Origin of the sequence: Actinoallomurus sp. NPDC052308 (assembly GCF_040679195.1) — a bacterium.
GTDB classification, from domain to species: domain Bacteria; phylum Actinomycetota; class Actinomycetes; order Streptosporangiales; family Streptosporangiaceae; genus Actinoallomurus; species Actinoallomurus liliacearum.
Genome location: NZ_JBFAUM010000022.1, coordinates 20,524 through 34,906 on the forward strand (window position 1 = coordinate 20,524; position 14,383 = coordinate 34,906).

Annotated in this window: 12 protein-coding genes; 7 read left to right on the forward strand and 5 right to left on the reverse strand. The window is 72.9% G+C overall.

Annotated features, from left to right (window positions below):
- Nucleotides 1-9: 9 nt before the first annotated feature.
- Complete coding sequence (locus AB0L00_RS34595; protein WP_364441437.1) at nt 10-1,131, forward strand: PP2C family protein-serine/threonine phosphatase; 1,122 nt, start codon at nt 10-12, stop codon at nt 1,129-1,131.
- Between the two features lies 1 nt (nt 1,132).
- Here AB0L00_RS34595 and AB0L00_RS34600 read toward each other — a convergent pair whose 3' ends face one another.
- Nucleotides 1,133-1,828, reverse strand: a complete 696-nt coding sequence (locus AB0L00_RS34600) for a nucleotidyltransferase domain-containing protein (RefSeq protein ID WP_364441438.1) — start codon at nt 1,826-1,828, stop codon at nt 1,133-1,135.
- A gap of 123 nt (nt 1,829-1,951) precedes the next feature.
- Here AB0L00_RS34600 and AB0L00_RS34605 point away from each other — a divergent pair, with 123 nt between their 5' ends.
- Both AB0L00_RS34605 and AB0L00_RS34610 read left to right on the forward strand, forming a co-directional pair.
- Nucleotides 1,952-2,551 (forward strand): bifunctional 4-hydroxy-2-oxoglutarate aldolase/2-dehydro-3-deoxy-phosphogluconate aldolase, encoded by a 600-nt coding sequence (locus AB0L00_RS34605; RefSeq protein WP_364441439.1) that lies wholly within the window; start codon nt 1,952-1,954, stop codon nt 2,549-2,551.
- Nucleotides 2,548-3,480, forward strand: a complete 933-nt coding sequence (locus tag AB0L00_RS34610) for a sugar kinase (protein WP_364441440.1) — start codon at nt 2,548-2,550, stop codon at nt 3,478-3,480. The genes AB0L00_RS34605 and AB0L00_RS34610 overlap by 4 nt, the downstream gene beginning before the upstream one ends.
- Nucleotides 3,481-3,683: 203 nt before the next feature.
- Here AB0L00_RS34610 and AB0L00_RS34615 read toward each other — a convergent pair whose 3' ends face one another.
- Together AB0L00_RS34615 and AB0L00_RS34620 are read right to left on the reverse strand one after the other, a co-directional pair.
- Nucleotides 3,684-4,466 carry an IclR family transcriptional regulator gene (locus AB0L00_RS34615; protein ID WP_364441441.1) on the reverse strand — a complete coding sequence of 261 codons (783 nt, stop codon included), beginning with the start codon at nt 4,464-4,466 and terminating at the stop codon, nt 3,684-3,686.
- 136 nt (nt 4,467-4,602) lie between these two features.
- Nucleotides 4,603-6,513 carry an ABC transporter ATP-binding protein gene (locus AB0L00_RS34620; protein ID WP_364441442.1) on the reverse strand — a complete coding sequence of 637 codons (1,911 nt, stop codon included), beginning with the start codon at nt 6,511-6,513 and terminating at the stop codon, nt 4,603-4,605.
- Between the two features lie 388 nt (nt 6,514-6,901).
- On the opposite strand from AB0L00_RS34620, the gene AB0L00_RS34625 reads away from it, so the two are divergent.
- Together AB0L00_RS34625 and lanL are read left to right on the forward strand one after the other, a co-directional pair.
- A complete protein-coding gene (locus AB0L00_RS34625) occupies nt 6,902-7,072 on the forward strand; it encodes an SflA family class IV lanthipeptide (RefSeq protein ID WP_364441443.1) in 171 nt (56 codons plus the stop codon).
- 173 nt (nt 7,073-7,245) lie between these two features.
- On the forward strand, nt 7,246-9,957 hold the full coding sequence (gene lanL, locus AB0L00_RS34630) for a class IV lanthionine synthetase LanL (protein ID WP_364441444.1): 2,712 nt from the start codon (nt 7,246-7,248) through the stop codon (nt 9,955-9,957).
- 174 nt (nt 9,958-10,131) lie between these two features.
- Here lanL and AB0L00_RS34635 read toward each other — a convergent pair whose 3' ends face one another.
- Nucleotides 10,132-10,542: a RidA family protein gene (locus tag AB0L00_RS34635; protein ID WP_364441445.1), complete on the reverse strand. Its 411-nt coding sequence runs from the start codon at nt 10,540-10,542 to the stop codon at nt 10,132-10,134.
- Between the two features lie 155 nt (nt 10,543-10,697).
- On the opposite strand from AB0L00_RS34635, the gene AB0L00_RS34640 reads away from it, so the two are divergent.
- Nucleotides 10,698-11,522, forward strand: a complete 825-nt coding sequence (locus AB0L00_RS34640; protein WP_364441446.1) for an IclR family transcriptional regulator — start codon at nt 10,698-10,700, stop codon at nt 11,520-11,522.
- 18 nt (nt 11,523-11,540) lie between these two features.
- On the opposite strand, the gene AB0L00_RS34645 is transcribed toward AB0L00_RS34640, so the two are convergent.
- Nucleotides 11,541-12,407: an NAD(+)/NADH kinase gene (locus AB0L00_RS34645; protein ID WP_364441447.1), complete on the reverse strand. Its 867-nt coding sequence runs from the start codon at nt 12,405-12,407 to the stop codon at nt 11,541-11,543.
- 322 nt (nt 12,408-12,729) lie between these two features.
- Here AB0L00_RS34645 and AB0L00_RS34650 point away from each other — a divergent pair, with 322 nt between their 5' ends.
- Entirely contained in the window at nt 12,730-14,373 is a 1,644-nt protein-coding gene (locus tag AB0L00_RS34650) for an APC family permease (protein WP_364441449.1), read from the forward strand.
- The last annotated feature ends 10 nt before the right edge of the window (nt 14,374-14,383 follow it).

The following is a 14,383-nucleotide window of genomic DNA, read 5'->3' on the forward strand; positions in this document are numbered from 1 at the left end:
GGTGTGAACGTGCGGCTCGGCGAGCATGTGCGCCAAGTCTTCGCGTCATGGCGGCCCGGTCAGGCCATGGTGGCGATCCCGGTCGCGCTCATCGTGCTGATCAGCGTGGCGGACATCCTGTCTCCGACCCACATTCACCTGGGGCCGCTCCTGGTCGTGGCGCCCGCGCTCACGGCGTCGTTCGGCGGGCCTCTGATGACCGGGGCGATCGGCGCCCTGGCGGTGGTGGCGCAAGTGGTGATCGCCTTCCTGCACGGCGGGATCGAGACCATGAACCATCAGGTACAGATCCTCACTCTGCTGGTGGTCTCGGCGTTCGTGGTGGCGTTCCGCTACCTGCGCGACCGCCACGAGCGGCAGCTCAGTGAGGTCCGGTCGGTGTCGGATGTCGCGCAACGCGTCATCCTGCGTCCGCTGCCGCACCGGATCGGCCCGTTGCGGATCGCGTCGATGTACCTCGCCGCCGCAGCCGAGGCCCGGATCGGCGGTGACCTGTACGCCGCCGCGCGTACGGCGGGCGGCACCCGCCTGCTCATCGGCGACGTGCGGGGGAAGGGCCTGGCCTCGGTCAGCGACGCGGCGCTGCTCCTGTGCGCCTTCCGCGAGGCGTCGCACCGCCACGCGAACCTCCCCGATCTCGCGAGGCACCTGGAGGCCAGCGTCTGCCGGAACCTGGCCGAACTCTCCGAGACGAACATCGATGTCGATGAGTGCTTCGTCACCGCGGTGATCGTCGACATCCCCGACGCGGAGCCGGTCGTGCACGTGGTCGACTGCGGCCACCCACCGCCGCTGCTGCTGCGCGGAGACCGGGTCCTGACCCTGGGCTCGGAGCGGCCGGGTGCGCCGCTGGGCCTGGGTGAACTCACGGCCGATGACCACCTGGCCGGGACGTTCCCCTTCGAACCGGGCGACGTCCTGCTGCTCTACACCGACGGCATCGTCGAGGGCCGCGACCGGACGGGAACCTTCTACGCCCTCGCCGAGCGCCTCCGCAGGTGGGTGGGCGAGGATCCCGGCACCATCGTCGCGCGGCTCGAGAAGGACCTCCTCGACCACGTCGGCGGTCATCTGGAGGACGACGCGGCCGCCATCGCGATCGAACGCCTGCCGGCCGCATCCGCCCGCTGACTCACGAGGCCGGCCGGGCCGTGTAGTGGGCCGCGCGGACCGCCCGCAGCCACGCCTCGACGGGAGCCTCGTCGGGGCGCTCCGGGAGCGGGGTGCGGACGCGGGCGAAGTCGGCCTCGGCCTCGGCGAGCAGCCGGCGGGCGACCTCCAGGTCGCCCGCCGCGACCCGGTCGCCGAAGCGGTGGTACCGGTCCGGGTCGTCGAGGCGGATGCGCAGCCGGCCGGTGGAGTAGAGCTCCCGGCCCTGGTGGACGAGCCGCGCCAGGTGCCGGGCGTGCTTGGCCGTGCGCCTGCGGGTGTCGGCGGAGAACGCGCCGTCCCCCCGGTTCTCCAGCTTCCGGAACTGCTGCGAGGCGTAACCGAGGTAGGCGTCCCGGACCCGCTTCGCCGACAGGAAGGCGGCGCGGATGCCGATCAGCTCGTCGCCGAACGCCGTTCGCGTTTCGTACAGGTCGTCGGGCAGCCAGACCAGTTCCATGACGGTCGGGTTGCCGCCCAGGGCGAGGACGCACCACTTACGGGCCTCGTGCAGGGTCCGGTCGGGGGCGGTCGTCACGATCGACTCGCGCGGAGTGCGCAGCCCGAGCAGGGCGTCGGTCGGCGCGGCGAAGACGCCGAGCCGGTCGACGTCGGAGTCGGCGGTGGCCAGGCCGTACGCGGTGGACCCGACGACGCCCGCCAGCAGGATCTCGGTCATCGGCGTTCCCGGGGGTAGATCATCGGCGACGGCTACGCACCTTAACCGCGGCGCCCCGGTTCCGTCGCGTGAATTATCATCCATGAGACAGAACGCCGTCCCGTATGACAGAACGGACGCACAATGGATCAGGCGGAGATCGAACGGGCGATCGGCGCGGGCCGGGTGCTGCCCGTGCTCAGGACACCGGACGCCGACGGCGCCGTACGGGCGGCCGATACGCTGCTGGCCGCCGGCCTCACCGTCATCGAGCTGACCGCGACCACTCCCGGCTGGGCCGACGCACTGGCCGGGCTGCGGCGTGCGAACCCGGCGGCGGTCCTCGGCGCCGGTACGGTCACGACGGCCGAGGACGCCCGCCGCGCCCTCGACGCGGGCGCGGACTTCCTCGTCAGCCCCCATCCGGCCGAGGCCGTCCGCGCGGTCGCCGCCGAGACCGGGACCGTGTTCCTCGAAGGCGGGTTCACGCCCGGCGAGGTCGCGGCCGCCGCCGGGCGCGGGATCGCCAAGCTGTTCCCCGCGCACGTGGGCGGCCCCGCCTACCTGCGCTCGGTGCTGGCCGTGCTGCCGGGCGCGCGGGTCGTGCCGACCGGCGGGATCGCGCTGACCGACGTCCCGGCCTACCTGGAGGCGGGCGCGTACGCCGTGGGCGTCGGCTCGGACCTGGTCAAGGCGCCCGACCCGGCCACGGCGGTCCGGGAACTGCTCGAGGCGGCGAAGTGACCGGCGACATTCCCGACGTCGTCATCATCGGCGAGCCGCTGGTGGAGTTCTCGGCGGCCGACCCGCTGACCCACGCGGAGACCTTCCGGCTCTCCTTCTCCGGCGACGCGCTCAACACGGCGGTCGCCGCGGCGGCCGGCGGCGCCCACGTCGCCCTGGTCACGCGCGTCGGCGAGGACGAGTTCGGCGACCGGCTCGTGGACTTCGCCGCCCGGCGCGGCGTCGACACCCGCTGGATGGAGCACGGACCGGGGCACACCGGGGCGTACGTCGTCGGCGCCGATCCGCTGGGCACGCGCGCCTTCGCCTACCTGCGCGCGGGCAGCGCCGCGTCCCGGCTGAGCCCGGCCGACGTGGACCGCGCACCGGTCGCGGAGGCCGGGGCGGTCCTGCTGAGCGGCATCACCGCGGCGCTGTCGGACTCCTGCGCCGCCGCAGTCGTGCACGCGGCCGAGAAGGCCCGCGGCACGGTGGTGTACGACCCCAACTTCCGGGGTCGCCTGACGACGCCCGGCGACGCCCGAGCGGTCCTGGCGGCGGTCGCGCCCCGGGCCGCGCTGGTCCTGCCGTCCTGCCCCGCCGACACCTCCGCCCTGCTGGACACCACAGACCCCGAAGAGGCCGCCGAGGCCTGCCTCGAACTGGGGGCGGCCGCCGTCGCGGTCACCTGCGGAGCCGACGGCGTCCACCTCGCGAGCGGAGCGGACCGCCGGTGGCTGCCCGCCGTACCGGCCCCGGAGATCGTCGACGCCACGGGCGCCGGAGACGCGTTCGGCGGCGCGCTCACGGCGCGGCTCGCGCGCGGCGCGTCCCTCGTGGCGGCCGTACGCGGCGGCGCGGCGGCCGCCTCGATCTGCCTCGGCGGCCAGGGCGGTACCGGCCGGGTCGCCACGGCCGACGAGATCGAGCGCCTCCTCGCGGCCGGCTGACGCCGGGCCGCACCTCGCGCGCCGACGCGCGCGCCGGTCGGCCGGGGCCGGCAGGCGGGGGCGGCCGATGTGCCGGTCGAACCGGGGGGGCGGGTGAGGCCGGGGCCGATCCGCGTGAGCCGGGTCGGACCGGTATCTGGGCGCGCGGGCCGGGTCGGACCGGTGTCCGGGCGCGCGGGCCCGTGAGGCCGCCGGTGCGCCGGTCAGGCGGAGGCGGGCGCGGGCACGCGTTCGGGCGGGGCGCCCATGGCCAGCGAGACGTCCCGTGCCGCGGCCACCACCTCGGCGATCAGGGACGCGTCCCGCACGTCGATCTCGAACGCGAGCCCGGACACCGAGATGCCGCCCAGCACCGCCCCGGTGTGGTCGAACACCGGCGCCCCCACGCAGCGGATGCCCCGCTCGTTCTCCTCGTCGTCGACGGCGTGGCCACGACGGCGCACCTCGGCCAGGTGCGCGACCAGTGCGTCGACGTCCGTGATCGTGTGCTGGGCGCGCGGCTCCAGCCCGGTCCGCGACATGATCGCGGTGACCTCCCGGTCGGGCAGTTGCGCGAGGATCGCCTTGCCGATCGAGGTGGAGTGCAGGCGCAGGCTCATGCCGACCCGCGAGCCCATCTGGTACGGCCGCAGGCCCTCGAGCTTGCGGACGTACACCGCCTCGTCGCCGCTGCGGATCGCGAAGTGCACGGTGCAGCCCGTACGGTCGCGCAGCGCCTGCAGGGCCGCGTCGGCGTGCTGCGCCGGGTCGAACCGGCTCATCACCTTGCCCGCCAGGGTGAGGATGCGCGGACCGGGGAGGTAGCCGCCGTTGCCGTCGGCACGGGCGAACCCCCAGCCGACGAGGGACTGGAGGATGCGGTGCACGGTCGACTTGGGCAGCCCGGTACCGGCCGCGATGTCGGTCACCCGGCTGTGCTCGGCCAGTGCCTCCAGCACCGTGAGCGCCTTGTCGATCGAACCGCCGCCGGTCTGCGTCGCCACCACACGGCGAGGATATCCGCGCGCAGCGGCGTACGGCGGGAGCGGCGCAGGCGGCGGTCACCGCCGGCCGCAGGTCGGTGCCCCCGCAGGGTCGGCTTGGCAGCAGGTCGGCCCGCACGCAGGTCGGCTCGGGCGCAGGTCAGCCCGGTTGGAGGTCGGGTGCGGCCCGGTAGGCGGCCGCCTGCAGTTCGTAGAGCTGGGCGTACAGCCCTTCCGCGCGCATGAGCTCGGCGTGCGTGCCGTGCTCGGTGACCCGGCCGGCGTCGAGGACGTAGATGTGGTCGGCGTAGCGGACGCTCGCGAGGCGGTGCGTGATCAGCACGACCGTGCGGTCCTGCGCGTGGTCACGGATGCGTTCGAACAGGGCGTGCTCGGCGCGCGCGTCGAGCGCGGACGTGGGCTCGTCGAAGATCATCAAAGGCGCGTCACGGTAGAAGCCACGAGCCGTCGCGATCCGCTGCCACTGCCCGCCGGACAGCTCGTGACCGCCTTCGAACCTGCGGTCGAGCAGAGTGTCGTACCCCTGGGGCAACCGGGCGACGACCTGGTCGGCGCCCGCGGCCCGGGTGGCGTCGGCCAGCCGGTCCTCCTCGGGCGCACGGCCCATGAGGATGTTGTCCCGTACGGTGAGCGGCCACCGCGTGTGGTCCTGGGCGATCACCGCGATGCGCTCGCGGAGGGTGTCGCCGTCGATCGCGGAGATGTCGGTGTCGTCCCACCGGACCGTGCCGGAGTCGGGTGCGTACAGACCGGCGAGGAGCTTGGCGAGGGTGGTCTTGCCGGAGCCGTTCTCCCCGACCAGCGCGATCACCTGGCCCCGGCGGATCGTCAGGTCGACGTCGCGCAGGGCGGGGGTGCCGGCGCCCGGGTACGTGAAGCTCAGCCGGTCCGCGGTGATGCGGCCGAAGGACTCCGGGGCCGTCGGCGCGCGCCGGGCGGGGACGCGTTCGCGGGCCATCGCGCAGAAGTCCAGGTAGTCGCCGAAGTACAGGCCGGCCTCGTACAGCTTGTTGAGCGCCTGCATCAGGGCGGCGAGGGAGGACTGGCCGGCCCGGATGGCGAGCACGGCCGTTCCCGTGACGGCGAGCGGGATGATCCCCGCGGCGAGCAGGCCGCCGAGTGCCGCGTAGACCAGGCCGGTGGTGGTGCCGGTCAGGAGGTCGCCGGCGACCCTGGTGGCGGTCTGCTGCCGGGCGACGTCGAGTTCGACCCGCTGTTCCGCGTCGGCGATCCGGTCGTACTCCCCGAGGAGGAAGGAGCGCAGGCCGAACGCGCGTACCTCGGCGGCCGGCGGCCGCTCGGCCATGAGGTCCGAGAGCATGTACTTGCGGCGCCGGGCCCGGGACATCCTGCGGAAGGCCAGGTAGCGCATGCGGGCGGCGCGCAGGGCCGCCCACCCGTCCGGCAGGGCCGTGATCAGCAGTAGCGGCATCAGCACCGGGTGCAGCACGCCGAGGGTCGCGGCGGCCGCGACGACGCCCACCGCACCGGTGAGGACGTTCACCGTCATCTCGACGACGGTCACCGAGTCGGGCACGCCGCTGTCCCGCGCCCGCTGCATCGCGTTGTGGAACTCGTCGTCGTCGAACGCGCTGAGCTCGACCCGTGTCGTCAGCCGGAACAGACGCGTCTCGGCCAGCCGTTCCACGCGCGGCTTGAGCCGCAGTTGCGCCCAGCCGGCGGCCGCGAGCAGCCCGGCGCGGACCGCGGTCGCGGCGGCGACGAGGATCAGTGCCGGGAGCGCGGCGCGCACGCGGGCGGCGCTGGGGCCGCCGGCGAACAGCGACTGCAGGACGCCGGTCGTCGCGAGGAGCCCGAACGCGGTGAACACCCCGGCGATGAGGTTCAGGCCGAGCGCGGCGAGCGTGTCCAGCCGGTCGGCCTGCCAGGCCAGGCGCAGGGCGGCGCCGGTCAGGGTGGGCAGCCTGCGTGCCATCGTGACCAGGCCCGCGGACCTGAACCGATCGTCGTGGATCTCCCAGTAGCGCAGCGCGAGACCCGACTGGTCGGCGGCGGGAGCCGTGGTCCGGTTCCTCCGCCGGAATCTCACCGGACGCGATCCGTAGTGATCATGACTACCCAAGCTAGGCGACCGCCGAGGGGATGTAAATAATCTCCACAATCCATACTTGGTTGGTAGAAGATTCACGCCAAGCCATTATGCCTGTTCTTCGGGAGAAGGCAATGGCGTCAATGGCTGTAATTTTGGTCGTTGACCGGACCCCATATGGGACGCAAACAAAATCGTCACCACAACCTGGACAGCGTTCAAGATCGTAATGATAATGCTGGAGGTTGATCATGACGAAGACGTCGTTTCCCGCGCTCCCGTCCTCGTCATCGATGGGCCCGGGGCACATTCTCCACACCAGGACGGTCGTGTCCCGCGAATCGGTTGCGGCCCGCCCACAAGGCGCCGGCCGAGAAAGGAGTCCGTTATGCCCGCACTCACGCTCGAACCCCGCGACGCAGGTGTGCTCGAGGTCGACGACCTCGTCATCGACTTCGAAGGCGAGCTGATGGAGCTGCTGCACGGCCCGCAGGCCTGCGTCAACACCTGCAAGCGCACCGTCTGCAGCACCTTCCCCTGCTGCCCGTCCATCAAGTGACCGTCTGAGCGGGCGCCGGTCCGGGCCCTCTCCCGGTCCGGCGCCGACCACGGACGCCGGGACGGAGCGCTTCCGGAGGAGTGGTGAGAGAAAGGCCGTCGGCGTGCCCCGATGGCCTTTCTCGCTGACATATCGCGGTGAATGCGTATCGAGTGCTCGCGTGGAGGAACTCTATGGACGCCGCTGTCTCAGATCGCACCGAGGACATGGCGGAAAGGGTCGCTGAAATAGCGGAGAGTGAGGGCCGCGAGGTCTATGTGGACGACACCTGGGTCAGCGTGCACCGGCCCGGCCTGGACCTGCCCGCGCAGGGCTGGAAACTCCACGTGTCCGCGCGTCCCGGCACCCTGGTGGCGACGCTCGACCGGATCCTCCCGCTGCTGTTCCACCTCGACTGCGACTTCAAGGTGGCGCGTTCCACCTCGGTGCTGCGCGAGCTGAACTCCGGTGACGTCGATCCGGGCGCGGTCGGCAAGGCCGTGACGGTCTACCCGCCGCAGGACCGCGTGGTGAAGGCCGGGCGGGTGCTCGCGGCGGCGCTCGCCGGGTACGCCGCGCCTCGGGTGCCCAGCGATCGCCGGGTGCACCGGAGCGCGCCCGTCTACTACCGGTACGGGCCGTTCGTCCCGCAGTACCGCGTGGACGAGAACGGCGACTGGGAGCTCGTGCTGATCGGTCCCGACGGCGAGTTCCTGCCCGGCGCGGCCGGTCCGGAGTTCCGCTGCCCGCCCTGGGCGTCCGACCCGTTCCGGCAGGTGACGCCGGGCTCGGCCGCCGAGTCCACCGGGTCACCCGGCGGGAAGAGCGGTGGTCCGGGACGGGCCGATGACTCGGGACGGCCGGGTGGGGAGACCGCCGGCTCACCGGGGACCGGGGACGGTGTGCCGGGGGATGGGAACGGTCCGTCCGAGGACGTGCCGACGCTCGGCGGCCGTTACCGGCTCACGTCCGGCGTGGTCCGCGGCGCACGCGGCAACGTCTACCGGGCCGAGGACACCGCCTCGGGCCACCGCGTGGTGGTCAAGGAGGCCCGCGCGTACGTCGGGGAGAACGCCGACGGCATGGACCTGCGGCTGCAGATCCGCAACGAACGCCGCATCCTGCAGGCACTCGCCGGAGTCGACGGCGTCCCCGGCCTGATCGACCACTTCCGGCACGGCGAGGACGAGTTCCTCGTGATCACCGAGGAGGGGAGCCGCGACCTCAACCGCTTCGTCAACGAGCACGGGCTCTTCGCCGACGACCCGCGCGGCACCGGCCGTGACCTGGCCGTTCTCGCCACGCAGCTCGTCGGTCTCCTCGACGCCGTGCACGCCCGGGGCGTCGTCGTACGCGACCTGTCCCCGAAGAACGTCGTGCTGGACGACGACCTCCGCTGCACGCTCGTCGACTTCGGCAACAGCAGGTACGACGGTTTCCAGATCCCCGGCTGGACCCCGGGCTACAGCGTGCCGGATCAGCACACCGGCCGCCCGTCCGAACCGGCGGACGACTACTTCGCCCTCGGCGGCGTGCTCTTCTTCGCGGCCACCGGCATGCACCCGATCGGCGTCGACTCCGACCCGGCGCGCAACCTCGAGCGCACCCTGATGAGCCTGGCGGCGCTGTTCCCGGGCGTCACGACCGGTGTCCGGGGACTGATTCCCCGGCTGCTCAGCCTCGACCCCGCCGAGCGCACCGCCGCGGCGGCCGACATCCGGCACGGACGGCACCGTACGGGAGGGGTGACCGCCGGGGCGGCGCGGGTCGTACCGCCGAGGTTCACCTCCGACCTGCTCGACGCGGTCATCGCGCACACGAGGGACGAGTGCGTCCGGTTCGCCGAGAAGACGATGGCCGGCCCGGCGGACCCGCGACGGTCCTCGCCTCCGGTGACGCACGTGTACGGAGGGTCGGCCGGCCTCGGGATGGAGCTGCTGCACCACCCGGACACCGAGGCCGTGGCGGGCGAGCTGGCCCGCTGGACCGCCGAGGTGATCCCACCGACGCGGCTGCCCCCGGCGCTGTTCTTCGGCCGGACCGGCACCGAGCTGTTCCTGAGCACCGCGCGGCGGATGCTGGGCGCGGATGTCCCCGCCGCCGATCCGATCGACCTCGGTGCCGCGGAGCGCGGCGATTACGTGCACGGCCTGGCCGGTGTCGGCGCCGGTCACCTGATCCTGGCGGAGCTGGATCCCCGTCCGGACCACCGCGCGGTCGCCGCCGAATGCGCGCGGCGGCTGCTGGCCGGGGAGGTACGCGACACGCAGGACGCGGTGGCGCCCGCCCAGCCGGGTACGGGCGTGGCCACCGAGTCCGGCTTCGCCCACGGCGCGGCGGGCATCGCCGCGTTCCTGCTCGCCTACCACCGGGCCACCGGCGACCCCGGAGCCGGTGCGGCGGCCCGGCGGCGGCTGGACGCGCTCGCCGGCGAGGCCGCGGCCCTCGCCCGGGTGCTGCGCGAGCCTGCGGCCCGGCCCATGGGCGCCTCCTGGTGCCAGGGACTCTCCGGCATCGTCACGGCGCTGGTGCACGCCGCGCGGGCGTACGACGAAGAGTGGTACCTCGAGACCGCCAGGGCGGGTGCCCGCGCCTGCCTGGGGATCGCGCCGCAGGCGTGGGTGGTGTCGCAGTGCTGCGGGCTGGCCGGCATCGGTGAGATGCTCCTCGACGTCGCGCTGGCGACCGGGGAGGAGGAGTTCTGGCGGGGCGCCGAGCGGGTCGTCGAGCTCATGCTGACCCGGAGCGGCGGCGACCCGGAACACCCCGTCTTCCCCGACAACACCCTCGAAGGGGCCAGCGGCAGCTGGGGGATGGGCACTCCCGGCGTGCTGTCCTTCCTGCGGCGGCTGCGCGACCGCGACGGGGCACGCCTCTGGACCCCGGGCTGGGCCCCGCCGCGCTGACCCCGGCGGCGCCGCGCGGGCCGTTCAGACGAACGGTCCGCGCGGCGCTCGGACCGGAGCCCTGCAGGGTGTTCAGGCCGAGGCCTACGGGACGCTCAGACAGGGCGCTACGGGGTGCTCCGGCCGGGGTCCTGCGGGGCGCTCCGGCCGGGGCTCGCGGGTGCCGCGTCGTTCTCAGCGCCGGGGCGGCGCGACGACGGCCTCGATCTCGACCGTCAGGTCCGGCCGGGCGAGCGCGGCGACGACCATGAGCGAGTGGGCGGGCCAGTCGCCGTCGGGATACCAGGCGCCCAGGATTTCCTCCCGCGCGAGCCGGCTCCCCTCGAGGTGCTCGGTCCCGGCCACGAACGTCAGCAGCTTCACGAGGTGCTCGGGACCGGCGCCGAGGGAGTCGAGCAGCCGTCCGATGTTCGCGAACGCCTGCCGGGTCTGCGACCGGGCGTCGGGACCGGCGAGAGTGCCGTCTTCGGCCACTCCCACCTGGCCGGAGACGAACACCAGCTCGTGGTCGGCCGGCGCGGTGGCCAGGTGGCTGTACTGCCCGATCGGCGGCGCGAGGCCGTCCGGGTTCCAGCGACGGATCATCGACGCTCCTGTCATGCGGTTCGGAGATGCCGAGGCTAGAGGCCGCGGATCGGCGGGCTCCCGTCTCGGCGCCCCGGATTTCACATAGTCGAAATTCGGCCGCATGCTGGTCGGACGACGATCGGGCGTCGACGACCGGAACACGGGGGAGGGCCATGCCGGAACGGGAACAGGGCACGGACGGTAAGCCGGTCGCGGAGCCCGGTCGTACGACGCTGCGCACCCTCGAGCGGGGCCTCGTCCTGCTCGAGGCGGTGGCGACCGCCGACGGCACCGCCACCGCCAAGGTGCTGAGCCGCACGCTCGGACTGAAGCTCGGGACCTGCTACCACCTGCTGCGCACGCTGCTCGAGAGCGGGCACCTCGTCAGGCTGCCCGGAGGGCGCTACGACGTCGGCCCGCGCGCCGCGTCACTGGGCGGGCACCTGCGGCGGCGCTCAGCCCCGTCCCCCGAGCTCTCCGTGATCCTCACCCGCCTGCACACCAAGACCCGGGAGACCTCGTACGTCTCCGGGTGGTACCACGGCAGCCTCATCCTCCAGCACTATCTCTCCGACCCGGACGCCGTCCGGCCCGCCGCCCTGGACGTGGGCTACAGCGAGCTCATGCACGCGCGGGCGGGCTCGAAGGCGGTGCTGGCCTTCCTGCCGCGCGACCACGTGACGGCCCTGTTCGACGGGGTGGACCTGACGCCGGTCACGCCCCGGACGATCGTCGACCACGACGCGTTCCTCGCCGAGCTGGCGAGGATCCGGCGGCAGCGGTACGCCCTCGACCTGGAGGAGTTCAGCCCGGGGGTCTGCTGCGTGGCCGCGCCGTTCTTCGACGGGACCGGTCATCCGGCGGGGGCCTTCACCGTCTCGGTCCCGGCCTCCCGGTTCGAACGGCGGCGAGAGTGGCTGACCACCCAGGTGCGGGAGGCGTCCGTGATGGCGACCGGGCTCCTGCGCACCGGCCGGCTCACCGTACCGACCGTCTGAGGCCGGGACGGGCGGGGCTCAGTCGCCGTCCGCCTCGGCCGAGCCCATCAGCCGCAGGCGGCGTTGCGCGCGCTGGTAGAAGGTCGTCTGCCCGAGCCGTACGACGCCGGCCGCGCCGGGCAGCGCCGTCAGGTCCAGGACGTCGCCGGGTGCGAGCCGGCCGATGAGCCGGCCGTCGGCCTCGACGGCGACGGCGCCGCTGGTCGGCAGGATCCGCAGCGCGAGCTTCTCCTGCGGGGACAGGAACAGCGCGCGGTTGAAAGCGGAGTGCGGCGCGACCGGCGTGACGAGCAGCCCCTCGGCACTGGGCGAGACGATCGGGCCGCCGGCCGAGAAGTTGTAGGCCGTGGAGCCGGTCGGCGTCGCGACGACGACGGCGTCGGCGGCGTACCGGACGAAGGGGTTGCCCTCGACGCACAGCTCGACCACGGGGATCCCCTCTCCGGGGACGCGGGCCAGGTCGATGTCGTTGAACGCCAGCGCGTCGATGCCGTTCGCGGTCGCCCGGAGCCCGGTCCGCGGCTCCACGGTGAAGCGGTGCTCGTCGATCGCGCAGAGCGCCGCGGCCAGGTCCGGAATGTCGATCTCGGCGAGGAAGCCGAGGCGGCCGAGGTTGACGCCGAGGACCGGGGTCCGCTGCGGGTAGCTCAGCCGCATGGCGCGCAGCATCGTGCCGTCACCGCCGAGGCTGACGATCAGCTCGGCGTGGTCGGCCAGGTCGTCCGGCTCCACCGGCTCGACGTCGCCGTCGATGCGGGCGACCTCGCCGGGCACACCCAGGACCTGGGCCTTCCGGTCGCGCGCCCAGCCGGTGATGGTGTCGATGACGCCCCTGCAGTTGCGCTCGGGATGCAGGACGAGACCGACAGTCGTGATCAGACCCATACGTCATTGTCTCAGGGCCGGCCCGGCCGTCGTCCACGCCGGTCCGGTCGGCCGCCCGGCTCACGGAGAGGGCGTGGCTCCCGGATCGAGGTGCCGCCGCTTCCGTAACATCACTCTCAGAATCTCCTCACGCCACGTGAATGTACTGTCGCTCATTGCGATCGGGGCTGTATCGAATTAGCCTTCCTCCGGCGATGACCTACATTACGGCCCGTCCTTAATGTCGATTAGCGCCGCAAAGCCAACGGTTCGTCCGGCGTGTGGGGAGAGGGGCCCTTCGCCGCCGTCGGGTGGCCGTAGTACTGCTCTCGAGGGGGGCTCCATGGCGCAGAGCACGACCGGATCCGCCGATTCGGGACGACGCCTACGGCGCGACGTCGGTTTCTGGGGACTGATGTTCGTGTCGCTCGGATCGATCATCGGCTCCGGCTGGCTGCTCGGCGCGCTGACGGCCGCGACGATCGCCGGACCGGCCTCGCTGGTGTCCTGGCTCCTCGCCGCCGTGATGCTGGCGATCCTCGCCCTGGTGCACGCCGAGCTCGGCGCGGCCTATCCCATCGCCGGCGGCACGGCCCGGTTCCCGAGCTTCGCGTTCGGCCCGCTGGTCGGTTTCGCGGCGGGCTGGATGGCCTGGATACAGGCGGTCACGATCGCCCCGATCGAGGTCGAGGCGACGCTCTCCTACTCCGACCACATCGGGTGGGTGCGGCACCACATCACGATGCTGCACACCGATGGGACGCTGACCGGCGTCGGCCTGCTGGTGGCGACGGTGTTCATGCTGCTGTTCACGGTCATCAACATCGTCGGCGTCAAGCTCCTCGCCGACTCCAACGGGATCACCGTGATCTGGAAGACGGCGATTCCGCTGCTCACCGTGGTCGTCCTCCTGCTGCTGACCTTCCACGCGTCCAACTTCACGGCGGGCGGCGGGTTCATGCCCTTCGGGGCGCACGGCGTGTTCGCCGCGCTGCCGGCCGGCGTCGTCTTCGCCCTCCAGGGGTTCGAGCAGGCGATCCAGCTCGCGGGAGAGGCCAGGAAGCCGCAGCAGGACGTCTCGCGCGCGGTGATCACGGCCACCGCGATCGGCACCGTCGTCTACATCCTGCTCGAGGTCGCGTTCATCGGCGCCCTCAACCCCGCCCACATCGCGCACGGCTGGGCGAACCCGGTGGGCAAGGGCGACTTCGGCCCGTACGCCACGCTCGCCATCGGCGCCGGTGCCGCCTGGCTGGCGGCGCTGCTCTACGCGGACGCGGTGATCTCACCGGCCGGGACCGGTCTGGTGTACGTCGCCGCGTCGTCCCGGCTCTCGTACGCGCTGGGCCGGGAGAGGTCGGTGCCGGGCGTGGTGGCCAAGGTCAGTCCGAAGGGCGTGCCGATCGTCTCGGTCCTCATCGCCTTCGTCGTCGGGGAGATCGCGTTCCTGCCGTTCCCGAGCTGGCACTCCCTGGTCGGCCTCGTCACCTCGGCGACCGCGATCATGTACGCGTTCGGGCCGATCGCCCTGCGCGCCCTGCGGCTGCGCGATCCGGAGCGGAACCGCCCGTACCGCCTCCCCGCGCACCGGGTGCTGGCGCCCCTCGCGTTCGTCTCCTCGAACCTGATCATCTACTGGTCGAGTTTCCAGGCGGAGTGGAAACTCGGGATCGCCATCCTGTTCGGCCTGGTGATCTTCGCGGCGACCCGGGCGAGGACCCCGCGGGCCGAGCGTGCCTCGCTGAAGTGGGCCGCGGCCATGTGGGTCTGGCCGTGGCTGGGCGGCATGATCCTCATCGGGTTCCTGGGCCGCTACGGCGGCATCAAGGTGCTGCCCGAGTGGGTGGACATCCTGACGGTCGCGGTGTTCTCCCTCGCCGTCTACCACCTCGCCGTGCGGATCGCCGTGTCCAGCCGCGAGGTCGGCGCGGCGGTCGCGGCGGAGGAGGCCGAGATCGCGTCCGAGCCGGAGCTCAACGTCGCGTGAGCACGCGCCG